Annotated in this window: 17 protein-coding genes and 1 tRNA gene; 16 read left to right on the top strand and 2 right to left on the bottom strand. The window is 71.2% G+C overall.

Going from position 1 to position 23,678, the window contains the following annotated elements; all coding sequences use genetic code 11:
* The first annotated feature begins 135 nt into the window (after positions 1–135).
* The 5 genes from G6R20_RS07160 to G6R20_RS07140 all read left to right on the top strand — a co-directional run bounded on the left by G6R20_RS07160 (position 136) and on the right by G6R20_RS07140 (position 8,203).
* Positions 136–3,024 (top strand): DEAD/DEAH box helicase, encoded by a 2,889-nt coding sequence (locus G6R20_RS07160; protein ID WP_240341315.1) that lies wholly within the window; start codon positions 136–138, stop codon positions 3,022–3,024.
* The gene (locus G6R20_RS07155) at positions 3,021–3,776 is read left to right on the top strand and encodes a hypothetical protein (RefSeq protein WP_096905244.1); all 756 of its coding nucleotides are present in this window, start codon (positions 3,021–3,023) and stop codon (positions 3,774–3,776) included. Before G6R20_RS07160 ends, G6R20_RS07155 begins: the two co-directional genes overlap by 4 nt.
* A 50-nt stretch (positions 3,777–3,826) precedes the next feature.
* Positions 3,827–5,014, top strand: a complete 1,188-nt coding sequence (locus G6R20_RS07150) for a metallophosphoesterase (protein ID WP_119191787.1) — start codon at positions 3,827–3,829, stop codon at positions 5,012–5,014.
* A complete protein-coding gene (locus G6R20_RS07145) occupies positions 5,011–7,647 on the top strand; it encodes an AAA family ATPase (protein WP_163375944.1) in 2,637 nt (878 codons plus the stop codon). Before G6R20_RS07150 ends, G6R20_RS07145 begins: the two co-directional genes overlap by 4 nt.
* Positions 7,648–7,723: 76 nt before the next feature.
* A complete protein-coding gene (locus G6R20_RS07140) occupies positions 7,724–8,203 on the top strand; it encodes a MarR family transcriptional regulator (protein ID WP_227022013.1) in 480 nt (159 codons plus the stop codon).
* A 61-nt stretch (positions 8,204–8,264) separates the two neighbouring features.
* On the opposite strand, the gene G6R20_RS07135 is transcribed toward G6R20_RS07140, so the two are convergent.
* Positions 8,265–8,337: transfer RNA gene (locus tag G6R20_RS07135), tRNA-Arg, on the bottom strand.
* A gap of 193 nt (positions 8,338–8,530) precedes the next feature.
* Between G6R20_RS07135 and argS the strand changes: the two genes are divergently transcribed.
* Genes argS through thrB form a run of 5 tightly spaced genes read left to right on the top strand, consistent with a single transcriptional unit; the run spans position 8,531 to position 14,985 of the window.
* Positions 8,531–10,183 carry an arginine--tRNA ligase gene (gene argS, locus G6R20_RS07130; protein WP_163375943.1) on the top strand — a complete coding sequence of 551 codons (1,653 nt, stop codon included), beginning with the start codon at positions 8,531–8,533 and terminating at the stop codon, positions 10,181–10,183.
* The gene (gene lysA, locus G6R20_RS07125) at positions 10,180–11,598 is read left to right on the top strand and encodes a diaminopimelate decarboxylase (protein WP_067718365.1); all 1,419 of its coding nucleotides are present in this window, start codon (positions 10,180–10,182) and stop codon (positions 11,596–11,598) included. The genes argS and lysA overlap by 4 nt, the downstream gene beginning before the upstream one ends.
* Complete coding sequence (locus G6R20_RS07120) at positions 11,595–12,947, top strand: homoserine dehydrogenase (protein WP_163375942.1); 1,353 nt, start codon at positions 11,595–11,597, stop codon at positions 12,945–12,947. Before lysA ends, G6R20_RS07120 begins: the two co-directional genes overlap by 4 nt.
* Positions 12,944–14,026 (top strand): threonine synthase, encoded by a 1,083-nt coding sequence (gene thrC, locus G6R20_RS07115; protein WP_069389615.1) that lies wholly within the window; start codon positions 12,944–12,946, stop codon positions 14,024–14,026. The genes G6R20_RS07120 and thrC overlap by 4 nt, the downstream gene beginning before the upstream one ends.
* Complete coding sequence (thrB, locus tag G6R20_RS07110; RefSeq protein ID WP_096905249.1) at positions 14,023–14,985, top strand: homoserine kinase; 963 nt, start codon at positions 14,023–14,025, stop codon at positions 14,983–14,985. The genes thrC and thrB overlap by 4 nt, the downstream gene beginning before the upstream one ends.
* Before the next feature lie 64 nt (positions 14,986–15,049).
* Here thrB and G6R20_RS07105 read toward each other — a convergent pair whose 3' ends face one another.
* Positions 15,050–16,711 carry an AMP-binding protein gene (locus G6R20_RS07105; protein ID WP_240341314.1) on the bottom strand — a complete coding sequence of 554 codons (1,662 nt, stop codon included), beginning with the start codon at positions 16,709–16,711 and terminating at the stop codon, positions 15,050–15,052.
* A 433-nt stretch (positions 16,712–17,144) separates the two neighbouring features.
* Between G6R20_RS07105 and rho the strand changes: the two genes are divergently transcribed.
* From rho to G6R20_RS07075, 6 genes are read left to right on the top strand one after another with little or no spacing between them, the layout of a single operon-like run.
* Positions 17,145–19,115, top strand: coding sequence for a transcription termination factor Rho (gene rho / locus G6R20_RS07100; RefSeq protein ID WP_163375941.1), 1,971 nt, complete (start codon positions 17,145–17,147; stop codon positions 19,113–19,115).
* Positions 19,112–20,197, top strand: coding sequence for a peptide chain release factor 1 (gene prfA, locus G6R20_RS07095; protein ID WP_163375940.1), 1,086 nt, complete (start codon positions 19,112–19,114; stop codon positions 20,195–20,197). Before rho ends, prfA begins: the two co-directional genes overlap by 4 nt.
* A 3-nt stretch (positions 20,198–20,200) precedes the next feature.
* On the top strand, positions 20,201–21,196 hold the full coding sequence (gene prmC, locus G6R20_RS07090) for a peptide chain release factor N(5)-glutamine methyltransferase (RefSeq protein ID WP_163375939.1): 996 nt from the start codon (positions 20,201–20,203) through the stop codon (positions 21,194–21,196).
* Positions 21,193–21,846 carry an L-threonylcarbamoyladenylate synthase gene (locus tag G6R20_RS07085; RefSeq protein WP_159148354.1) on the top strand — a complete coding sequence of 218 codons (654 nt, stop codon included), beginning with the start codon at positions 21,193–21,195 and terminating at the stop codon, positions 21,844–21,846. The genes prmC and G6R20_RS07085 overlap by 4 nt, the downstream gene beginning before the upstream one ends.
* A gap of 3 nt (positions 21,847–21,849) precedes the next feature.
* Positions 21,850–23,016, top strand: coding sequence for an MraY family glycosyltransferase (locus G6R20_RS07080; protein ID WP_067718345.1), 1,167 nt, complete (start codon positions 21,850–21,852; stop codon positions 23,014–23,016).
* 10 nt (positions 23,017–23,026) lie between these two features.
* Positions 23,027–23,470 carry a hypothetical protein gene (locus G6R20_RS07075; RefSeq protein WP_067718342.1) on the top strand — a complete coding sequence of 148 codons (444 nt, stop codon included), beginning with the start codon at positions 23,027–23,029 and terminating at the stop codon, positions 23,468–23,470.
* Positions 23,471–23,678: the final 208 nt, after the last annotated feature.

The following is a 23,678-nucleotide window of genomic DNA, read 5'->3' as shown; positions in this document are numbered from 1 at the left end:
CGCCGGCTCCCGCCCGCCGAGGGGGGCGGCAGGGCGGGACTGTGGACAGGTGGGCGCCTGTGGACGGCGGCCTCGCCCGTACCTCTCAGGGGAGCACGCCGGCCCGCTGTCGGACCCACGTGCTTACATGTGCACGTGACCCCGACCGCCGCACCCCGACTACACGCCGTGTGGCAGTCCGGGGTCGTCGGCTTGTGGTGCGAGACGGGATTGCGTAGGCCGGTATCGATCGCCCCCGCCGCCGAGGTCACGGCTGTGGGCCGGGCCGGAGCCCCGCCGGAGGTGATCCGGTTCCTGGAGCGCTACTCGCTGACGCACCGGATCGGGGTTCGTGCCCCGGTCGAGGGCCGGGTCCGGACCGCGACGGTGCCGGGGATCCGGGTCTCGGTCGGCGCGGCGGTGGATCTGTGCGGGATGGTCGACGCCACCGACCACTGGGTCGGATCCGGGCTGCGGGCCCTCGCGGCGCTCTCGTCGGGCGTGGCCGCCTTCGTGCGTGCGGGGCACGTCGTCCCCGTCCTCGGCCGTTCGGAGGGCGCATGGGACGCGTCATGGACTCTCGCCGCCTCACCCGTGGTGTCGGCGTGGGCAGCGGAGAGCCTGTCCCGGTGCCACGGGCTGGTGGCGAACCGCGAGGACCTCGACCGACTACTCGCCGCCCTGGCGGACCAGCACGCGCGGATGGCCCTGGCGCCCCTGGCGGGCGATCGCCGGAGCGACCTGGGCACGGCCTTGATCACGGGCGGGGGCGTGACGTCCGGGGGCCAGGCGTTGGCGGAAGCGATCGGCGAATTCGGACGGGCGGCGGCGGCACGGGACGTCGAGGTGGTGTTCCGGATCGTCGAGCCGACCGGCGGTGACGACGAGGGCCCGGGCGATTCCGACGGCGGGGCCGGGCACGCCGCGCCCGGGGAGATCCTGTGGCGGCTGGAGACGCTGGTGCGCACGGGCAACGATTCCCTTCGGCCCTTCACCGAGCTGCCCGATACGTCGGCCGTGGGTGACGCGGTGCGCGACGTCGTCGACCGGGCGGTCCGGTCGTGGCCACCGCTGGGGCGTGCCACCCACACCGCCGGCAGTCCGGACCTGATGATGCCCACCGACCTGGTGGTGCAGTTGGTCGACGAGGGGGTGGAGGCACTACGGGGGAGAGGAGTCGAGATCCTCCTGCCGCGAGCCTGGACCAGGGTGCGGACCGCCGTCCGGGTCGCGGTCACGGAGCCGGGCACCGAGAACGTCGACTCGGGTCGCCGGCTCGGGCTCGATCAGCTGGCGGACGTGAACTGGGAGATGGTCGTCGACGACGTCCCCCTCGACCCCGCCGAGGCCCAGATGCTCCTCGACGCCGCGTCCGATCTGGTCAGGCTCCGCGGACAATGGGTCCGGGCGGACCCCGGTGCACTGCGTCGGGCGGCCCGCTTCCTCGCCGCGCGGCGCGGGGGGCGGGTCACGGCACCCGCACTGGTCGCCGCCCTGATGTCCGAGGAAGGCGAGGGCGTCGAGGTGGAGGCGCCCACGACCATCGACTGGATCCCCTCGTCGTCGTCGATCCCGGTCGACCTCCCACCCTGGTTCCGCGCCACGCTCCGTCCGTACCAACTGGAGGGGGTGCGGTGGTTGACCGCGCTGTCCAGCGCCGATGTCGGCGCCGTGCTGGCCGATGACATGGGGCTCGGAAAGACCATGCAGGTGCTCGCGCTCACCGCGTCCGAGCACGCGGCGGGCCGGACCGGCCCCACTCTCGTCGTGGCGCCGCTCACCCTGGTGGCCACCTGGGCCCGGGAGTCGGCGACGTTCGCCCCGGAGCTGCGGATCCACGTCCATCACGGACCGGCCCGCGAACGGGGTGACGACGCGGCCACACTACTCGGAGCCGCCGACCTCGTGCTGACCTCCTACGGGACGGCGTCCCGGGACGCGGAACTCCTCGCCCGGGTGGCCTGGCGGCGGCTGGTCGCCGACGAGGCCCAGACCATCAAGAACCCCTCCACCTCGGTCGCGCGCGCCGTCGTCTCGATCCCGGCGGAGCACCGGATCGCGCTGACCGGGACACCGGTGGAGAACCGGTTGGACGAGCTCCGCGCCGTCCTGGACTTCGCCAATCCGGGGATGTTGGGTTCGGCCAGCACCTTCCGTGCCCGGTTCGCGATCCCCATCGAGTCCCACCGCGACGAGGCCGCGGCATCGAGGCTCCGGGCACTCGCCGCACCGTTCGTGCTGCGCCGCCTCAAATCCGACCCCCGCGTGGTCGCCGATCTCCCGGACAAGCAACACATCAGGGTCGATTCGCCCCTGACCCGTGAGCAGGCGACCCTGTACCGGGCGGTCGTCGAGGACATGATGGAACAGGTCAAGGAGTCCGAGGGGGCCGCCCGCAAGGGCGCCATCCTCTCGGGGCTCACAGCCCTGAAGCAGGTGTGCAACCACCCCGCCCACTACCTCGGGGACGGGTCCGCACTCCTGCGCGGCGGCCGCCACCGTTCGGGCAAACTCGCCGCACTCGACGAGGTCCTCACCGAGATCCTCGACGCGGGGGAGAAGGTGCTGCTGTTCACCCAGTACCGGGCGTTCGGCGATCTGATCCTGCCCCTACTCGAGCGTCGGGCCGCCACCGCCGTGCCATTCCTGCACGGCGGGGTCACCGCGGCCGGACGGGCTCAGATGGTCGAGGAGTTCCAGGCATCGCACGGCCCACCGGTGATGCTCGCGTCGCTACGCGCGGGAGGGACCGGACTGACCCTCACCGAGGCCAACCACGTCGTACACCTGGATCGCTGGTGGAACCCGGCGGTGGAGAACCAGGCCACCGACCGGGTCCACCGCATCGGCCAGACCCGGGTGGTCCAGGTGCGCACGCTCGTCGCACCGGGCACGGTCGAGGACCGTATCGACGAACTCCTCGAAGCCAAGCGGGACCTCGCGGAGTTGACGCTGGGACCGTTGGCAGGCGCGCTGACCGAGCTCGCGGACGCGGACCTGGCGGCACTCGTCGAGTTCACCGACGTGGGGCGGGACGAACCGTGAGCGGCGAAGCGGGCATCCGGGCGAGGTCCCGGGCCGGGCAGTTCGGCGCACACATGTGGAGCAGACGCTGGGCGAGTGACATCGAATCCGGGGTCTCCCGGGGTGACGCCCACATGGCCCGACAGGACGCCCGCAAGGACAAGGTCCTCTCCCTGCACCACTCGGGCCGGTCGGTCCGGATCGACGTCGACGGGAGCAGACCGGAACCCTTCACAGTGGAGTTCACGTTCGCCCCGCTTGACGACACCGACTCCGACGCCCTGCGCACCGCCCTCAGGCGGGAGGAACGGGGCGTGCTCGGCGCCCTGGCCGGGGACTTCTCCGACACCGTCGGGTTCCTCCTCCTGCCCGCGGTGCACGGGGCAACCGCGTTCACCTGCCACTGTCCGGTGCAACCCGGCCCCTGCCGACACGTGCTGGCGGCCGCCTACATCATGGTCGAGTGGTGGGACTCCCGGCCGGAGGTGTTGTTCGAGCTCAGGGGTCTGCGACCCGAGCAACTCGGCGCCGTCCTCCGGGGCGGAGGGGACGACGACGAGGTGTCCTTCGACGTGGAGGAGGCGCTGTGGGGTGGTGAGCCGATCCTGCCGGCGTCGCCGTCACCCGGACCGGCCGGTCTCGAGGACCTGCTGGACGCGCCCGTCACCCGCAGGCTCGCCGCGGCGGCGACCAACGACGCGCTCGAGCAACTCCGGGTGGTGGCGGACCTCGAGGACTTCCTCGACGCGTTCGGCCGGTACCGACCGCGGTGAGGCGGGCCGCCGATGCGTAGCCTGTCGGACCCGCGTCCTACGATGCGGCCATGACCAACCCACGGGACGGCGACGCCATCCGATTCCTCCACTCAGCCGATTGGCAGCTCGGTATGACCCGGCGGTTCCTCGGAGACGAGTCCCAGGCCGTCTTCACGGCGGACAGGCTCGCGGCCGTGGAGGCACTCGGTGGGTTGGCGGAGCGACACGGGGCACAGTTCGTGGTGGTCGCGGGCGACGTGTTCGAGGACAACGCGGTGCCCCGGTCGGTGGTACTCCGCGCGGTCGAGGCCCTGTCCGCGTTCCCGGTGCCGGTGCTGGTGCTGCCGGGCAACCACGACCCACTGGACGTGTCCTCGGTGTTCCGGTGCAGGGACTTCTCCCCGGCGCTCGAGGGCGGGGCCGTCGTGGTCCTCGACGGTTCGGGCCCGGTCGAGGTCGTCCCCGGCGTCGAGGTGGTCGGCGTCCCGTGGACGTCCAAGCGCCCGGACCCATCGCGGTTACCGGCGCTTCTGGCGTCTCTCGAACCCACTGACTCCGTGCGGGTCCTCGTGGCGCACGGGGGTACCGACGAGATCTACGGCGGGCACTCCCCGTCGGTCGAGGCGATCGCCGTGGCTTCGCTCGAGGAGGCGACCGAGTCCCGCCGCCTGGACTACGTGGCGCTCGGGGACAGGCACTCGGTCACCCGCGTGGGCTCCGGCGGGCGCATCTGGTTCTCGGGGAGTCCGGAGACCACGGACTTCAACGACGTGGAGAAGGACTCCGGCAACGTCCTGCTGGTCGAGCTCGGTGGGAGAGATCCGTCGGGCGAGAGGCGAGCGTGCGAGGTCACCCCGCTGGCGACGGGCCGGTGGTCCTTCCTGGCGGTGGACGCGGAGATCGATACGGACGGGGACCTCGACTCCCTCGCCGAGCGGATCGAGGCGGTGCAGGACAAGCCGCGCACCGTGTTGAAACTCGGGCTGACCGGCACCGTCGGGGTGGCCCTGCGCGCGCGGATCGATGCGCTCCTGGAGACCTGGGACGCGGTGTTCGCCTCCGCGTTTCTGCGCCAGTCACGCACCCACCTCGTGGTCCGCGCGGAGGACTCGGACTTCACGGATCTCGTGGACGGGTACGCGGGCCGCGCGGTCGCGGACCTCGTCGACATGGCGGCCACCGGCGGGGTGGACGCCGAGGACGCCGGGCACGCCCTGAGCTTGCTGTACCGGCTCGTGGACGGGGGAACGCGATGATCCTGCACCGGTTGACGATCGAGGACTTCCGCGGGGTGGTGCGCGAGGAGGTCGACCTGCCCCCGCGTGGGGTGCTGGTGATCGAGGGCCCCAACGAGTCGGGGAAGACCAGCCTCATGGACGCCCTGGAGATGCTTCTCGAGCACAAGGCCTCGTCCGGGCGTGCCGAGATCAAGGCCGCCAGCCCTGTCGGCAGGGACGTTCCCGTGGTGGTGGAGGCCGAGTTCTCCGTCGACGGCGAACGGATGCGCTACCGCAAGGAGTTCGTCCGCGGCAAACGCACCTCCCTCGAGTTCCCGGGTTCGGCACGCACGGCGATGGCGGGAGACGACGCCCACGACTTCGTCCGCGACCTGTTGGACCGTCAGGTCGACAGGTCACTGTGGCGCGCCCTGCGCATAGCCCAGGACGAACCTCTGGGCCAGGTCGACGCGGCCAAGGGTATGGACTCTCTCCGCCGCGCGTTGGACGCCGCGGCGGGCGGTGAGGACCCGACCGGCGACGACTCGCTGGTCGAGCGCGTCGCCGAGGAACGCAATCGCTATCTCACTGCGCGGCGGGGCGAGCCGACCGGCGACCTGGCGCGGTCGGAGTCCCGGCTCATCGAGGCGCGGGCCGCGCTGTCCGAGGCACGGGCCCGGCACTCGGAACTCGACGCGGCGGTCGCGGACCACGAAGCCCGGTCCGCCGTCCATCGCGCGCGACTCGACTCGCTCGCCACGCTCGAGAAGGAAGTCGGGCGTCTCGAGGCCGCGGGCCGGGCAGTCGCGGACCTCAGAGGGGTCAGCGCATCCGCCGATGCCGAGGTCGACCGGGCGGTGGCCGCGCATGACGCCGCGCTGCGCGAGCAACGAGAGCGTCGGGAACTCATCGACAGGGCGATGACCGAACAGCGGAGGGAGACCGATCTGCGGGCGGCCGCCGCCACCGCGGCCGAGAGGCTGGAACCCGCCCAGCAGCGGGCCCGTCGGGCGAGGGCCGAACTGGAGGCGGCGGAGAAGCGAGTGATCCGGGCCCGCACCCGCCTCGATGCCGCACGCGCGGTCGAGGAGGGCGACCGCAGGCGTGCGGACCTCGAGCACCTGGAACGACTCCTCGGGATCCTGACAGAGGTGGGGGACGAGCTGCGCCGCAAGGAGGCGGAGCTCGCCGCGGTCGACGTCGCCGATGACTCGGTCGACGCCATCCGCCGCGCGGACGAGACGCTGCGGGAGGCCGTCATCCGGTCCGCAGCCAGTGCTCCCCGGGTGGAGATCACCGGTGAGGGCGAGTTCCGGGTCGGAGGGGAGGGACTCGACGCCTCTGCGGGGTGGACGCACGAGATCGTGGAGGACACCGTCTTCGAGATCGGGACGGTCTCGCTGACTGTCGTCCCCGCGGGTGACACGGACTCCGTCCGACGGGACGAGCAGTCCGCTCGCCTCCGGCTGGACCACCTTCTCGCGGAGCTCGGTGTGGAGAACCCCACGGAGGCGGAGGAACGCTCCCGGCGGGCGGGCGCCCTGCGTGCCGAGATCGAGGCACTGCGTCGACGGCGATCGGACCTCCTCGGCGGCGAGACGGCGGATGATCTCACCGCGAGGCGGGACGACCTGCGCTCACGGGTCCCGGCCGGGACCGTGCCGTCCGGCCAGGTCGCGGAGGGGCGGGAAGGCGGGGCCGTCGCGGAGGGGGAGGGCGATCCGGAGACCGAGTACGCCGCCGCGGAGGAATCGGTCGTCCGCTGCAGGGCGGAGGATCGCGCCGCATCCGCCGAGGCCGAAACACTCCGCACCGAGTACGCGACCCGTATCGCACTGGCAGACGAGGCAGCCGGCCGGCACAGTGAGTGCGGGGAGGCGCTGTCGGCCGCGCGTGACGCCGCCCCGGACCTCAGCCTCGAGGAGAGGGCGGGGGAGGCGCGCCTCCGGGCAGAGACCGCCCGTGGGAAGGCACGGGAGGCGAAGGCGGAATTGGACGAGGCGCTCGCCGACGCGCCGCCCGGTCTGCTGGACAACGCCCGGGCCTCACTGTCCTCACTGGCCGCCGAGGAACGCGAATCGGCTGCTGCCGTCGCCACGTCGATGGGCCGGGTCAACGCGATCGGCGACCAGGGCCGGCTCGAGGGGGTCGCTTCCGCCGAGCGCGAACTCGAGGCGGCGGAGAGGGAGAACGCCGCGCTGTGGCGCCGAGCCCGTGCGGCGGACCTGCTCCACCGCACACTCGCGGCGCGTCGATCGGAGGCTCTGCTCGCGTACCAGGCCCCGTTCCACAGGGCGGTCGTCGAACTCGGTTCCCTCGTGTACGGGCGTGACTTCGACGTCAGGCTCGGCGAGGATCTGACCATCCTGTCCAGGCGGGTCGGGGATGTGACCGTCGACTACGAATCGCTGTCCGGGGGCGCCAGGGAGCAGTTGGCGGTGATCGTCCGGATCGCCTGTGCGCGACTCGTCGGTGACGACGGCGTCCCCGTTTTCCTCGACGACACCATGGGTTATACGGATCCCTCTCGCCGACTCACCATGGGAGCGGTCATCGCCGCGGCTGCGGCGACGTCACAGGTCATCGTGCTCACGTGCGACCGCGCCCGGTTCGCGGGCATCGGGGGCGCACACACCCACGTCATGCAGAGGTCTGGCGCCGATCGCGAGTGAACGCCGTTGACGGCGGCGGGCGCCCCGGAGCGGTGGTGGAGGAATGCCGAGTGGGTCGTCGTGCTGTAATAGCCCCATGACGGAGACACGCTGGTTGAGCGATGAAGAGCAGCGCATGTGGCGCCGGTACCGCGATGTGAACCAACTGCTCGAACTCGCCATGGAGCGCCAACTCCAGCGGGACGCCTCGATGTCTCAATCCGATTACTCGGTTCTGGTGAGCCTCAGTGAGGCCGACAACCGGGGACTCCGGGCGAGGGAACTCGGCGCCGCACTCGGCTGGGACCGCAGCCGGGTCTCTCACCAGGTCCGGCGTATGGAGGGGCGCGGCCTGGTGGCCAAGGGAGAATGCGCGGAGGACGGTCGCGGGACCGTCGTCACCCTCACCGAGGCGGGCGCCCAGGCGATCGCGTCAGTGGCCCCCAAGCACGTCGAGAAGGTCCGGGAGTTGTTCATCGACGTGCTCTCCGAGCACGAGGTACTCGCACTCACCGACATCTACGAGCGAGTCGTCGACCGCATCGGTGAGGTGGACGGAATCACCCGGCCCACCTGACGCGGAGCGGGAGAGACGAGAAGGGCCCGGGCAACCGCCCGGGCCCTTCTCGTCTTGCTTGTGCCCCCGAAGGGAATCGAACCCCTGACCTTTGGTACCGGAAACCAACGCTCTATCCCCTGAGCTACGAGGGCGGGATACCGACCCTCACGGGCCGGAGGCCGCTCCAGCGGACACCCCGCACTGGCGGGGATCGCTCGAACAGCGAGACTGATCGTAGCACCGGCGGTCAGGCAGGGCCGCATCGGGCCCGTCGGGGCTCGGACGGGTCGCCCGGACAGACGTCCGATTCCCCCCGCGACGTGCCGACACCTAGGATAGGAAGACGTGACTCCCGCCGATCTCGCCGCCGTCATCCGCGCCGCCCTCATCTCCGTTCTCGCCGACCGCGGGGCCGACACGTCGGTCGTTCCGGAGTCGGTGACGGTGGAGCGGCCGCGCAACCCCGAGCACGGGGACTACGCGACGAACATCGCTCTCCAACTGGCCAAGAAGGTGGGGTCGGCCCCTCGCGAGTTGGCGCAGGATCTCGCGACCGCGCTGGTGGCCGACCCGGGCGTGGCCTCGGCCGAGATCGCCGGACCGGGGTTCCTCAACATCCGTCTCGATTCCGGGGCCCAGGGCTCGCTCGTTGCCACCGTGCTCTCCGCGGGCGAGGAGTACGGCAACGGGGGCGCGATGGCCGGCCGCCGGGTGAACCTGGAGTTCGTCTCCGCGAACCCTACCGGGCCCATTCACCTGGGCGGAACACGCTGGGCGGCGGTCGGTGACGCCCTCGGTCGTGTGCTCGAGGCCTCCGGCGCAGCGGTCACGCGTGAGTACTACTTCAACGACCACGGTGCGCAGATCGACCGCTTCAGCCGTTCGCTGGCCGCGGCTGCTCGCGGCGAGGCGACCCCCGAGGACGGCTACGCGGGGGCGTACATCCAGGACATCGCGTCGAACGTGGTCGCCGAGCACCCGGACGTGCTGGAGCAGCCGGAGTCCGAGGCCCTCGAGACGTTCCGAGCGTTCGGCGTGGACCTGATGTTCAGCCACATCAAGAACTCGCTGGCCGAGTTCGGAACCGTCTTCGACGTCTACACCCACGAGAACTCGATGTTCACCTCCGGTGCGGTGGACCGCGCGATCGAGACGCTCAAGGGCAACGGGAACCTCTACGAGTCCGAGGGCGCCTGGTGGCTCCGGTCCACCGCGTTCGGTGACGACAAGGACCGGGTCGTGCTCAAGTCCGACGGCGACGCCGCCTACATCGCCGGCGACATCGCCTACTTCCTGGACAAGCGCGAACGCGGCTTCGACCTGTGCATCTACATGCTGGGAGCCGACCACCACGGGTACATCGCCCGGCTCAAGGCCGCCGCAGCGGCCCTGGGCGATGACCCGGCGACGATCGAGGTGCTCATCGGTCAGATGGTCAACCTCGTCAGGGACGGCGCCCCGGTCAAGATGAGCAAGCGGGCGGGAACCGTCATCACGCTCGACGACCTCGTCGACGCCATCGGCGTCGATGCCGCGCGGTACGCGCTGATCCGGTCCTCGGTCGACCAGACGATGGACATCGACCTGGCGCTGTGGACGTCGGCGACGAACGACAACCCCGTCTTCTACGTGCAGTACGCGCACGCCCGTCTCTGCTCCCTGGCGCGCAACGCCGCCGATCTGGGGGTCACCCCCGAGGGCGCGGACCTGGCGCTGCTCACCGAGGTCCGGGAGGGTGCGCTCATCCGCACCATCGGTGAGTTCCCCCGGGTCGTCGCCAGCGCCGCGGACCTGCGCGAGCCCCACCGCATCGCGCGCTACGTCGAGGAGTTGGCCGCCGCGTATCACCGCTTCTACGACACCTGTCGTGTGCTGCCGATGGGTGACGAGGAGCCGGGCCCGCTGCACGCCGCCCGGTTCGCGTTGAGTACGGCCACCCGGCAGACCCTCGCGAACGGCCTCCGCCTGATCGGCGTCAGCGCACCGGAGAAGATGTGAGCGCCCACCCCGCCGGGGCCCGGCACGAGGTCCCGCACGCGCCGGGGATCGGTGAGCGGCCCGCCGACGCGAACGACGTCATGGCACTGGCGCCCTCCGTGTGGCCACGCGGTGCCGACCGGCGCGACGACGGAGTGGTGGAGTTCGCGGGTGTCACCGCGAGCGAGCTCGCCGCGGAGTTCGGTACGCCACTGTTCGTGATCGACGAGGACGATTTCCGCTCCCGGTGCCGCGAGATGGCGGAAGCGTTCGGCGGGGCGGACCGCGTGCACTACGCATCCAAGGCGTTCCTGACCACGGAGACTGCTCGCTGGGTCGCCGAGGAGGGGCTGGGGCTGGACGTCGCCTCGGGCGGCGAGCTCGCGATCGCGCTGAGGGCCGGGTTCCCGCCCGAACGGATCACCGTCCACGGAAACAACAAGTCAGCGGACGAGCTGCGCCTGGCCGTCCGCAGTGGCGTCGCCCACGTCGTGATCGACGCGATGTCGGAGATCGAGATCCTCGACCGGATCGCCGGTGAGGAGGGCGTCGTCCAGGACGTGTTCATCCGGGTCACGGTCGGCGTCGAGGCCCACACCCACGAGTTCATCGCGACCGCCCACGAGGACCAGAAGTTCGGCTTCTCGCTCGCGGGCGGTGCGGCGATGCAGGCCGTCCGCGCGGTGTTCGACGCGCCGAACATCCGGCTGACCGGGCTGCACAGTCACATCGGGTCCCAGATCTTCGACATCGACGGGTTCGAACTCGCGGCGCGACGGGTGATCGGACTGCTGCGCGAGATCGTCGACGAGTTCGGCGCCGAGCGGACAGCTCAGCTCGACCACCTCGATCTCGGCGGCGGTCTCGGCATCAGCTACGTCTCATCGGACGATCCGCCGCCGGTGGCCCAGTTGGCGGCGTCCCTGCGGGAGATCGTCGAGGGTTTCGCCCGGGATGCCGGCCTCGTCCCTCCGACGCTGGTCGTCGAGCCCGGTCGTGCCATCGCCGGCCCGGGCACGGTCACGCTGTACGAGGTGGGCGTGGTCAAGGACGTCGAGCTCGCGGGCGGGGAGAACCGGCGCTACATCAGTGTCGACGGCGGGATGAGTGACAACATCCGCACGGCCCTGTACGACGCCGTCTACGACGCCCGGCTGGTGGGACGCTCGTCAGACGCCGAGCCAGTGGTGTCCAGGCTGGTCGGCAAACACTGCGAAAGCGGCGACGTGGTGGTGCGCGACCTGTGGATGCCGGAGGACGTGGGTGGCGGTGACCTGGTGGCCGTCGCGGCCACGGGCGCATACTGCTACTCCATGTCGAGCCGATACAACATGATCGGGCGACCCGCCGTGGTGGCGGTGCGCGACGGGCGGGCACGATTGGTGCTGCGCCGTGAGACCCTGGACGATCTGACGAGCCTGGAGGTGGGACAGTGAGCGACGCAAGCGCGTCAGGCGTGCGACCCGTGGGGGTGGCGGTGCTCGGGATGGGCACCGTCGGATCCGAGGTCATCCGCTACATGACCGAGAACGCCGACGCACTAGCGGCCCGCATCGGCGCGCCCCTGGCCCTCCGCGGCGTGGCGGTGCGCGATCTCACAAAGGATCGCGGGCTCGATCCGGACCTGCTCACCGCGGACCCGTCGTCGTTGGTCGCGCGCGACGACGTCGACGTCGTCGTCGAGCTCATGGGCGGCATCGACGTGCCGCGTCCGCTCCTCCTCGAGGCGCTGCGCCACGGCAAGGCCGTGGTGACGGCCAACAAGGCGCTGCTCGCGGAGTACACGGACGAACTGGCGGCGGTGGCCGACTCCACGCACACCGATCTGTACTTCGAGGCGGCCGTGGCCGGTGCTATCCCGGTGATCGGCCCGCTGCGCCGATCGATGGCCGGCGACCAGGTGGAGCGCGTGCTGGGGATCGTCAACGGCACCACCAACTACATCCTGTCGGAGATGGGTTCGACCGGGGCCGACTACTCGGAGACCCTCGCGGAGGCCTCCCGTCTCGGGTACGCCGAGGCCGACCCCACGGCCGATGTCGAGGGGTATGACGCGGCCGCCAAGGCCGCCATCCTCGCGTCGATCGCGTTCCACAGCCGCGTCACCGCCGGGGATGTCTACCGCGAGGGCATCTCGCGGATCTCGCCGGACGACTTCGAGTCGGCCCGCGACATGGACTGCACCATCAAGCTGCTCGCCATCTGCGAGAAGCTCACCCAGTCGGACGGGTCCGAGGCCGTGTCGGCGCGCGTGTACCCGGCGCTGCTGCCCAACACCCACCCGCTCGCCACGGTGAACGGGGCGTTCAACGCCGTCGTCGTCGAGGCGGAGGCCGCCGGTCGACTCATGTTCTACGGTCAGGGTGCGGGAGGTTCCCCGACCGCCTCCGCGGTCCTGGGCGACATGGTCGCCGCCGCCCGCAACAAGGTCGGTGCGGGTCGCGCCCCGGGGGAGTCGACGTACGCCGATCTTCCGGTCGCCTCCATGGACGAGATCTCGACGCGCTATCACGTGCGCATGCGGGTCGCCGACAAGCCGGGCGTGCTCGCCCTCGTCGCCGCCGAGTTCTCGCGGCACGGCGTCTCCATCGCACAGGTGCGACAGACCGAGGTCGAACTGCCGGAGACCGAGCTCGACGATGTCGAGCCCTCCGCGGAGCTCACCGTCCTGACCCACCGGGCGTCGGAGCGCGCGCTCTCCGACACCGTGGCAGCACTGTCGGATCAGGACGCCGTCACGGCCATCACCAGCGTCATCCGTCTCGAGGGAGTGGACACCGAATGAGCAACACCCACCAGCCCGTGCACAGCCGGTGGCCCGGCCTCATCGAGGCCTACCGCGACCGACTCCCGATCGGGGACGACTGGGAGCCGGTGACGCTCTACGAGGGCGGGACCCCGCTCATTCGCGCGACCCACCTGTCCGCCGTGACGGGTTGCGAGGTGTACCTCAAGGTCGAGGGCCTCAACCCGACCGGATCCTTCAAGGACCGGGGCATGACGATGGCGGTGACGGATGCCAAGGCTCGCGGCCAGAAGGCCGTCCTCTGCGCGTCGACTGGCAACACGTCCGCATCGGCGGCCGCCTATGCCACCCGTGCCGGGATGGAGTGCGCCGTGCTCATCCCGCAGGGCAAGATCGCCGCCGGCAAGCTCGCCCAGGCCGTGATGCACGGGGCCACCATCATCCAGGTCGACGGCAACTTCGACGACTGCCTGGAGTTGGCCCGCAAGACCACCGCCACCTACGCCGAGATCGGGTTGGTCAACTCGGTCAACCCGGTCCGGATCGAGGGACAGAAGACGGCGGCGTTCGAGATCGTCGATGTTCTCGGGCGCGCCCCCGACCTGCACTTCCTGCCCGTCGGCAACGCGGGCAACATCACCGCGTACTGGAAGGGTTACACCGAGTACCACGCCGATGGGATCATCTCGTCCCGCCCGCGGATGATGGGTGTGCAGGCCGCCGGCGCCGCACCGCTGGTCGACGGCGCCCCGGTCAAGAACCCCGAGACCATCGCCACCGCCATCCGGATCGGCTCCCCGGCGTCGTGGGACGGCGCGGTGACCGCCCGCGACGAGTCCGGGGGGACGTTCCGCAAGCGCACCGACGAGCAGATCCTCGAGGCGTACCGCATGGTCGCCGGCAAGGATGCCGTCTATGTCGAGCCCGCCTCCGCGGCCTCGGTGGCGGGGTTGCTCGACGCGCACGCGGGCGGTGAGCTGGAGGCGGGACAGACCATCGTGTGCACCGTGACCGGCAACGGACTCAAGGACCCCGACACCGCCCTACTGGGGATGCCCGAGGTCGAGGCCATCCCGGTGGATCCGTCGGCCGTCGCCGGCGCCCTCGGCCTGCAGTGAGCGAGGTGAGCGGTCCCGGCCCGGAGGTCTTCGGCAGCTCGGGTGGGCACATCCTGCCGGTCGGGCGCACGGTCACGATCGAGGTACCGGCGTCCAGCGCGAACCTCGGGCCGGGTTTCGACGCTCTCGGGGTGGCCCTGGGGCTGTACGACACGATCACGGTGACCACGATCGACTCCGGCCTCGAGTTGGAGGTGTCGGGGGAGGGCGCCGGTCAGGTTCCCGAGGACGCCTCGCACCTGGTGGCCAAGGCCGTCGAGGCCGGGCTGCGTGCCGGTGGCGTGGGTGTGCCGGGCGTACGGATCTCCTGCCGGAACGCGATCCCGCACTCCCGCGGTCTCGGGTCGTCGGCGTCCGCCGCGGTCGGCGGACTGGTCGCGGCGAACGGTCTGATGGGCGGGGTGCTGACGAACGACCACCTGGTCCAGCTCTCGAGCGAGTTCGAGGGCCACCCGGACAACGCGGCGGCCAGTGTCCTCGGCGGGGTCGTGGTGTCGTGGACGGAGCGCTCGGCGACCGGCGTGCACTACCGTGCGGTCCGCATGGAGGTGGATCCCTCGATCGTCGCCACCGTTCTGGTGCCGTCCGAGACGTCGTCGACCGCGCAGACCCGCGGCCTGCTCCCGGCCACCGTCCCGCACGAGGACGCGGCCTTCAACGCGAGCCGCGCCGCGCTGATGTCGGTCGCGCTCGCGGCCCATCCGGAGTTCCTGCTGGCCGCGACCGAGGATCGGCTCCACCAGTCCTACCGGGCCCCGGCCCTGGTCGGCACCACCGAGTGGGTCACCAGACTGCGTGAGCGGGGTCTCGCGGCGACGGTCTCCGGCGCCGGCCCGACCGTGCTGGTGTTGGGCACCGACGGGTTGCCGACCGACCTGCGCGCCGATGCCGAGGCGCAGGGATGGACGGTGCTGGACCTGCAGATCGCGGACGGTGCCCGGGTCGTGGCCGGAGACTGACACCCGGTCGGGCGACGCCCCGTCCGATCGGTAGAGCGTCCCTTCGAGACCCCGTCGGAGGGATTCAGTCGGACGCCTCCGGGGCGATCGTCGTGATCTCGTAGTCGCCCGCGGCGTGGCGCGCCCGGATCCTGATCTTGTCGAACTTTCCGACCGTGGTCTGCGGGATGTGGTCGACGAAAGCCCAGTGATCCGGGCGCTTCCAGTTCTCCACGACGCCCTCGAGACCCTCCCAGAGGGCGCGGGCGGACGCGGTCGCCCCGGTCTTGAGCTGGACCAGGACGAGCGGCCGGTTGCCCCAGCGTTCGTCCGGGACACCGACCACGGCCACCTCTGCGACCCGGTCGTCGAGCAGGACCGCGTGTTCGAGTTCGACCGTCGAGATCAGTTCACCGCCGGAGGCGATGATGTCGTCGACCCGGTCCACCACGTCGAGGTAGCCCTTGGGGGAGATGCTGGCCACGTCCCCGGTGCGTAGCCATCCGTCGACGAAGCGATCGGAGGCCTCGTCGCCGAGGTAGCGGGCCGTCACCCACGGGCCGCGGATCTGGAGTTCGCCGACGGACCACCCGTTGTTGTGCTGGACCCGGCCGCCGTCCACGATGCGTGCCTTCACTCCGGCGGGGAACCGTCCCTGACCGAGCATCTGTGCGCGTCGCCGGGTCGCGGAGGAGTGGGGGTCCGGTCGCGCGAACGTCGCGATGGGGCTGGACTCGGTGAGTCCGTAGGCCTGCATGATCGTGACCCCGTGACGCTCGACGAACGCGTCGAACAGGGCCTCGGGGACGGGTGATCCGCCGACGAGGACCTCGCTGAGATGGCCGATCGGCTGCGGGTGGGTCTCCAGCCGCCGGAGGAGTCGTTGGAGGGTCGCCGGCGTGGTGGCCATCTTGTTCGGCCGGAACTCGCGGAGGAGGTCGGCCATGTCGTGCCCAGTGTTGATCACCCGACCCGGGCGGGGCCGGGCGGTGATGAGGCCGGCGCCGGTCATGAAGGCGGCGTACGGCAGTCCCCAGGACATGACGTGATACATCGGGACGGTCGTCAGGACGGTGTCGCCACTGCGCAGGGCGGCGCTCTCGGCCATGGACATCTGCATCGAGTGGAGCCAGATGGACCTGTGGGTGTAGGCCACGCCCTTGGAGGCGCCCGTGGTGCCGGAGGTGTAGGCGATCGCGGCGGCGGAGCGTTCGTCGAGGTCGGGCCACGGGTAGGTGGTGGGCTGGCCGTCGAGGAGGGCCTCGAGGGCGTGGACCTCCGCGCCGATGTCACCGCAGTCGGTGGGTATCCGACTGTCGACGACGACGAGGTGGCGCAGCGACTCGACCTGTGCGGCCACCGGGAGGACCGCGGGCAGCAGTACGGGGTCCACGAGGACGACTCCGACCCGGTTGTCGCTCAGGACGGAGACCATGAACTCCACTGATCGGAGGACGTTCACCGGGAGGGCGACCGCGCCCATCGCGGGGAGGGCGAACATCGCCTCGACGACCTCGGTGCGGCTGCCGGACAGGATGCCCACCACATCGCCGGGTCGTACCCCGAGCCCGGCGAGGGCGTGCGCGGTGGCGGCCGCGCGGGAGGCCAGCACGTCGTATCGCACCGGACGGGGTTCCAGGTCGCCGACGAATCCGGTGACAGTGGACCCACCGTGTCGTTCCGCCGCGTGCTCGAGGATCCGGGACACGAGCAGTGGCGTGTCCAGCATCGTTCCGAGCACGGTCACCTCCGAGGTCGTGTGGCCCTTGTCGTGTGCTGTACGTTACCGCCCGCATCCGACGCGGTGACCGCCAGTCGCGACTCGCGGAAGGGGGACCTGCGCGCGATCGGCCACAGAGTAGTATGCTTGCACCCAGCCACGGGCGCCCGGTCGTCCCAGCATTCCGAGTCAATCCTCGCAGCACCCTCCGCACCAGGTCGGTGTGGTGTGGATCGGACTCGGTGGGACAGGCCGATCGGCGAGTGGCGTACAGGGATCCCCACTATCGAGCGGTTCTCCCCTCACGAGGATCCCCCTCAGACGAAAGATCCGTGTCCGGCCACGTTGCCGCCACGGAAGGCCCCAGCGGCCACCCCGGGACGCCGAGTCCGCTTCCCGGACACCTGCTCGATGCGAGGCGGCGTACACCGCCCCGGCCCCGGGCCCAGAAAGGATCCCCGTGACCTCGACGGACACCACTTCCACGCCAGCACAGGGTGCCTCGCTGTCGGCGATGCGCCTCAACGACCTCAAGTCGCTGGCCCAGCAGATGGGCCTCAAAGGCCTGTCGGGTAAGCGCAAGGGCGACCTCGTCGCGATGATCGAGGGCGCCCGGGGTGGCAGGCCCGCGCCGGCCCGTGAGCCCGCCCCGAAGACCGCGCCCGCCCCGAAAACCGAACCCGCGGTGGCCGACGAGCCTGCGGCGAAGGCCGAGTCGGCTCCGGAGAAGACGCCGGACCGCGATGAGGCGTCTGCACGAGACGAGGCGTCTGCACGGAGCGGGGCGCCCGCCCCGCCGACCGAGTCCGGCCGACGGGATCGTGGCGACAGGGCCGGGGGCGGTGCGGAGAACCCCCGGGGCGGGTCGGATGACTCCGACTCCGGTCGCCAGGGGGACCGCTCCAGTCGCGAGGACGGCAACCGCGGTGGCGGGCAGCGTCAGGGGCGCAACCAGCAGAACCGGGATCAGCAGGGCGGCCGCAACCGCGATCAGCAGGGCGGCCGCAACGACCAGGGCAACCAGGGCGGCAACCGCGATCAGCAGGGCGGACGCAACGACCAGTCCGACCAGGGCGGCGGCGACAACGGCCCCCGCGGTGACGGTCAGAACCGTGATGACGACGGAGGGGGCCGCGGCCGTCGCAGCCGCCGGCGCCGCGAGCGCAATCGCGGCGGGGGGCGCCCGGCCGAGGGTGAGACGGAGGTGCGGGACGACGACGTCCTGCAGCCGGTCGCGGGCATCCTCGACGTGCTGGACAACTACGCGTTCGTCCGCACGTCCGGCTACCTGGCGGGACCCAACGACGTCTACGTCTCCATGAACATGATCCGTCGTCACGGCCTGCGTCGCGGTGACGCGATCACCGGCGCGGTGAAGATGCCCCGCGACGGCCAGAACGACGGCCAGGGCGGCGGCCAAGGCGGCGGCGGGGGCCAGGGTGGCGGCGGGGGCCAGGGTGGCGGCAAGAACCGTCAGAAGTTCAACCCGCTGGTCCGCATCGACACCGTCAACGGTGGCCCGGTTGACCAGGTCCGCAATCGCCCGGACTTCGCGAAGCTCACCCCGCTGTACCCCAACCAGCGACTGCGCCTCGAGACCGAGAAGAACATCATCTCGACCCGCGTGATCGACCTGATCATGCCGATCGGCAAGGGGCAGCGCGCGCTGATCGTCTCCCCGCCCAAGGCCGGTAAGACCACGATCCTGCAGAACATCGCCAACTCGATCGCGGTCAACAACCCGGAGTGCCACCTCATGGTCGTCCTCGTCGACGAGCGGCCGGAGGAGGTCACCGACATGCAGCGTTCGGTGAAGGGCGAGGTCATCGCCTCGACCTTCGACCGTCCGCCGTCGGACCACACCCAGGTCGCGGAGCTCGCGATCGAGCGGGCCAAGCGTCTGGTGGAGATGGGGCAGGACGTCGTCGTCCTCCTCGACTCCATCACGCGACTCGGCCGCGCCTACAACAACTCCTCGCCCGCCTCGGGTCGCATCCTGTCCGGCGGCGTCGACTCCACGGCCCTGTACCCGCCCAAGCGGTTCCTCGGCGCGGCGCGCAACATCGAGAACGGTGGATCGCTGACGATCATCTCCACCGCGATGGTGGAGACCGGCTCGGCCGGCGACACGGTGATCTTCGAGGAGTTCAAGGGCACCGGCAACGCCGAGCTCAAACTGGACCGTCGCATCGCCGAGCGGCGGGTGTTCCCCGCGGTCGACGTGGGACCCTCGGGGACGCGCAAGGAAGAGCTGCTCATGACCCCCGAGGAAGCCGGGATCATGCACAAGTTGCGCCGCGTGCTCTCGGGGCTGGACTCCCACCAGGCCATCGACCTGCTCATGTCGCAGTTGCGCAAGACCAACAACAACTACGAATTCCTGCTGCAGGTGGCCAAGACGACGCCCACCCTGCCGCAGGACGAGGAGTGACCGGGAGCGAGGGACGGTCGCCGTCCTCGATCGACGACGTCCTGGCCGAGTACGGGGGCCTCGAGACGCAGTTGTCCGACCCCGCTCTGCACGAGGACGCCACCGCCGCCCGCCGGGTGGGCAAACGCTTCGCCGAGCTCACCCCGATCGTGCAGTGTCACCGTGCGCTGGTGTCCACGCGCGAGGACGCCGCCGCGGCGCGGGAGCTCGCCGGCGACGATTCCTCGTTCGCCGGGGAGGCCGAGGAGCTGGAGGCTGAGGCGGCCGAGCTCGAGACTCGCCTGGCCGACCTGCTGGCGCCCCGCGACCCACACGATCCGGACGACGTGGTCATGGAGATCAAGTCGGGGGAGGGCGGCGAGGAGTCCGCACTGTTCGCCGCCGACCTCGCCCGCATGTACACGCGGTACGCCGAGAAACACGGATGGGTGATCGAGGTCCTCGGCCTCACGGAGTCCGACCTCGGCGGGTACAAGGACGCGACCTTCTCCATCCGGGCTCGCCAGCCGTCTCGCGACGGGGTGTGGTCCCGCCTCAAGTTCGAGGGCGGGGTGCACCGGGTCCAGCGGGTGCCGGTCACCGAGTCCCAGGGCCGGGTCCACACCTCGGCCGCGGGCGTGTTCGTCTACCCGGAGCCCGAGGACGTGGGTCCGGTCGAGATCGACGAGTCCGACCTGCGCATCGACGTCTACCGCTCATCCGGCAAGGGCGGGCAGGGCGTCAACACCACCGACTCCGCGGTGCGGATCACCCACCTGCCCACCGGCACGGTCGTCACGTGTCAGAACGAACGCAGTCAGCTGCAGAACAAGCAACGCGCGCTACAGGTGCTCGCGGCGCGACTCCAGGCCGCCGCCGAGGAGGCCGCCAACGCCGAGGCGTCTGAAGGCCGGGCCACCCAGGTCCGCACCGTCGACCGGTCGGAGCGCATCCGCACCTACAACTTCCCGGAGAACCGCATCGCCGACCACCGGGTGGGTTTCAAGGCGCACAACCTCGACGCGGTGCTCGACGGGGACCTCGACGCGGTGCTCGACGCCCTCGCCACCGAGGAACGGCGGCGACGAATGGAAGAGGCCTAGTCCATGAACCCGCGCCCGGCCGGGGTGACCGGGGTCGTGCGCTCGGCCGCGCAGGCGCTCGGTGCGGCGGGCGTCGACTCCGCGCACGTCGAGGCCCAGCTCATCTGTGCGCACGTGCTCGGCATCGACCGCACCCGGCTCATGCTCGCCGACGACCTCGACGCCGCCGCGGTGAGCGAGGTCGAGCGGATCGTCGCCGCCCGCGCCCGCGACCGGACCCCCCTGCAGTACCTGCTCGGCCGCGCGGTCTCCGGACGGCTCGAGTTGGCCGTCGGGCCGGGGGTGTTCATCCCGCGACCGGAGACCGAGTTGCTGGTCGAGTCGACGCTCGCGGCCCTGCCCGCACCGGGCCCCGGCCCCGGCCCGGTCGTGGTGGACCTCTGCGCCGGCAGCGGCACCCTCGCGTTGGAGATCGCCCACGCCCGGCCCGACGCCCGCGTCCACGCCGTCGAACTGTACGAGGCCGCGCTGGAGTGGCTGCGCCGCAACGCCGCCGAGCGCGCCGCCGCCGGGGACACCCCGATCGAGGTCCACCACGCCGACGCCACCGACGCCGACGTCTTCTCGCACCTGCGGGGCAGCGCCGCCGCTGTGGTGTCCAACCCCCCGTACATCCCGGTCACCGATGATCTCCCCGCCGACGTCCTCGCGCACGAGCCGGCGACGGCGCTGTTCGGGGGACGGGACGGCCTCGTCGTCGTCACCCCCCTCGTCGGCGTGGCCGCCGCCCTCCTCGTCCCGGGAGGGCACCTCGCCGTCGAGCACGACGACACCACCGGCGCCGCGGTCGCCGCGGTCGTGGCCGCGCAGGGGGGCTTCGGTACCGTGGAGCAGCACACCGACCTCGCCGGCCGACCGCGATTCGTCACCGCGACGCGACTCGACGCGGGCCACGACGACACACACGACGACGACCACGACGACGACAACGGCGACGACGACGACAACGACGACGACGACAAGGTCGACACGACAGTCCGGAAGGGGACCACCCGGTGACCATCACCTACGACTGCACCGAGGACACCGGCCGCGAGGTCGGTCTCAGTTCCGCTGCCGGCGCCCTGCGCTCGGGCCGGCTGGTCGTGACCCCCACCGACACGCTCTACGGCATCGCCGCCGATGCCTTCGACCCGGACGCGGTGGTCTCGCTGCTGTCCGCCAAGCGCCGTGGCCCGGACATGCCGGTGCCGGTCCTGGTCGGCTCGTGGGAGACCATCGACGGCCTCGTCGTGAGCACCCCGGCCGCCGCCCGCGACCTCATCCGCGCCTTCTGGCCGGGGGGCTTGAGTCTCATCGTGCACCAGGCACCGTCCCTGGGCTGGGACCTCGGCCAGACCCGCGGCACGGTCATGCTCCGGATGCCGCTGCACCCCGTCGCCATCGAACTCCTGCGCGAGGTCGGCCCGCTCGCGGTGTCCAGTGCCAACGTCTCCGGTCAACCGCCGGCCACCACCGTGGCCCAGGCCCGGGAGCAGCTCGGCGACTCGGTGGCCGTGTACCTCGACGGCGGCCCGTGTGCGATCGGCCAGCCCTCGACGATCGTCGACCTCACCGGGCCCGGTCCGCGCATCGTCCGCGAGGGCGCGGTGACCGCCGAGCGCGTGGGAGAGGTCCTCGGCGTCGACCCCGCGGTCCTGCACGGCTGAACCATGGGTGCCGGGGTCCCGTTCCGGGAGCTGCTGCTCATCGCGGTCACCGCCGGACTGGTCACCTTCGTCGTCACCGGTCTGGTCAGGGGAGTGGCACCCGCGATCGGCGGGCTCGCCTACCCGCGGGAGCGGGACGTGCACCAGGTCCCCACCCCCCGGCTCGGCGGGGTGGGCATCTTCACCGGGATGCTCATCGCCGTCTACCTCGCCGCGCAGCTGCCGGCCCTGAACCGGGCCTTCCCGCCCTTCGCCCCCGACGTGGAGGCCACCATCGTCGCCGGCGGGGTGATCGTGCTGGTGGGGATCGTGGACGACATCCTCGGGCTCGGGGCCGTCACCAAACTCGCGGGCCAGGCCGCCGCGGCCGGGGTCCTGGTCGCGATGGGCGTGTCGTGGACGCTGCTGTACATCCCCTTCGGGGACGGCAACATCCTCGTCCTCGACCAGCTCCAGGCCGGACTGCTCACGGTCGTGTTCACACTGACGATCGTCAACGCGATGAACTTCGTGGACGGACTCGACGGGCTCGCCGCCGGACTCGGGGCCATCGCGGCCACGGCGATCTGCGTGTTCTCCGTGGGCATCATGCTGGACCAGGGCGGGACCGTCGGGGCCTACCCGCCGGCACTGGTCACCGCGGTCCTGGCCGGGGCGCTCATCGGGTTCCTGCCCCACAATTTCCAACCCGCCCGGATCTTCATGGGCGACTCCGGGTCCATGCTGATCGGACTGGTCCTCGCCGCGGCCTCGACGAGCGCCTCCGGGAAGATCTCGCAGAGCCTGTACGGGCCCCAGGACATGATCGTCCTGCTCTCGCCGGTGATCGTGGTCGCGGCCGCGATGTTCGTGCCGATGCTCGACCTGGTCATGGCGGTGGTGCGGCGGGTCGGGGCCGGCCGTAGCCCCTTCGCACCCGACAAGATGCACCTGCACCACCGGCTGCTCGCGCTGGGGCACTCCCACCGGAGGGTCGCGCTGGTCATCTACGCGTGGGTCTCCCTCATCGCGTTCGGGGCCGTCGGGGCGACGATGCTGCCCACCGAGGTGATCGTCCCCGCGATCGCGGCCGGTCTCCTCTCCGTCCTGGCGGCGACCCTCGTCCCTCGCCTCCGCAGTTCGCGCGGGAAGCACCGGACGGCCGACGGGCCCCGATCCCCGGGCGACTAGGCTGCGGGGTATGGACGACACCCCCGGACACGACGCCCCCGGACACCAGGTCGAGAGCGCCCACACCATCGGACTACGCAGGGCGGTGACCCTCGGCGCCGCCGCGCTCGCCGTGCTCATGGTGATCAGCGCAGGGCTGTGGTGGGCGGTGGATGGTCGCTCCGGCCTGTGGGGCGCCCTGCTCGGGGCCGCGATCGGTGGCGTGTTCGTCCTCCTCACCGCGGTGGTGGTGATCGCCACGGCCCGAACCTCACCCCAGGTGACCGGAGCCGTCCTGTTGGGAACGTGGCTCCTCAAGCTCATTGTGGCGATCGGGGTCGTCGCGGCTCTCAAGCCGCTCGACTTCTACTCCAAGCCCGCGTTCGCCACGACCATCGTCGTGGCCATGGTCGTGGTCCTCGCGTCGGAGACGGTGGCCATTCTGCGCACGCGCGCCCCGTACGTGGAGCCCTGAGCTGGGATTTTCCGGCACTCCCGATCGGTCACGGACTGGTTTCGGAAAGATGTGGAGCTGATAACGGCGTGAGGTGCCCCCAGGGGTCCGCAGGGGATGGCCTTTGCTACGATGCTCTGCGGAGGGAAACCGGAAAAGGGCGCGGCGGTACACGCCGCGAGAATCCCCGGGCCCTCCCGGGTTCCGCAGGTCGGAACGAAACACTGGA

Origin of the sequence: Dietzia sp. Alg238-R159 (assembly GCF_900537145.1) — a bacterium.
Classification (GTDB): Bacteria; Actinomycetota; Actinomycetes; order Mycobacteriales; family Mycobacteriaceae; genus Dietzia; species Dietzia kunjamensis.
This window is presented reverse-complemented; position numbering and strand designations above follow the sequence as displayed.

Excerpts from the sequence above, each read along its gene's own strand:
- G6R20_RS07145 (WP_163375944.1), top strand. The coding sequence starts at position 5,011 with ATGATCCTGCACCGGTTGACGATCGAGGACTTCCGCGGGGTGGTGCGC.
- G6R20_RS07075 (WP_067718342.1), top strand. The coding sequence starts at position 23,027 with ATGGACGACACCCCCGGACACGACGCCCCCGGACACCAGGTCGAGAGC.
- prmC (WP_163375939.1), top strand. The coding sequence starts at position 20,201 with ATGAACCCGCGCCCGGCCGGGGTGACCGGGGTCGTGCGCTCGGCCGCG.
- G6R20_RS07140 (WP_227022013.1), top strand. The coding sequence starts at position 7,724 with ATGACGGAGACACGCTGGTTGAGCGATGAAGAGCAGCGCATGTGGCGC.
- G6R20_RS07150 (WP_119191787.1), top strand. The coding sequence starts at position 3,827 with ATGACCAACCCACGGGACGGCGACGCCATCCGATTCCTCCACTCAGCC.
- thrC (WP_069389615.1), top strand. The coding sequence starts at position 12,944 with ATGAGCAACACCCACCAGCCCGTGCACAGCCGGTGGCCCGGCCTCATC.
- G6R20_RS07080 (WP_067718345.1), top strand. The coding sequence starts at position 21,850 with ATGGGTGCCGGGGTCCCGTTCCGGGAGCTGCTGCTCATCGCGGTCACC.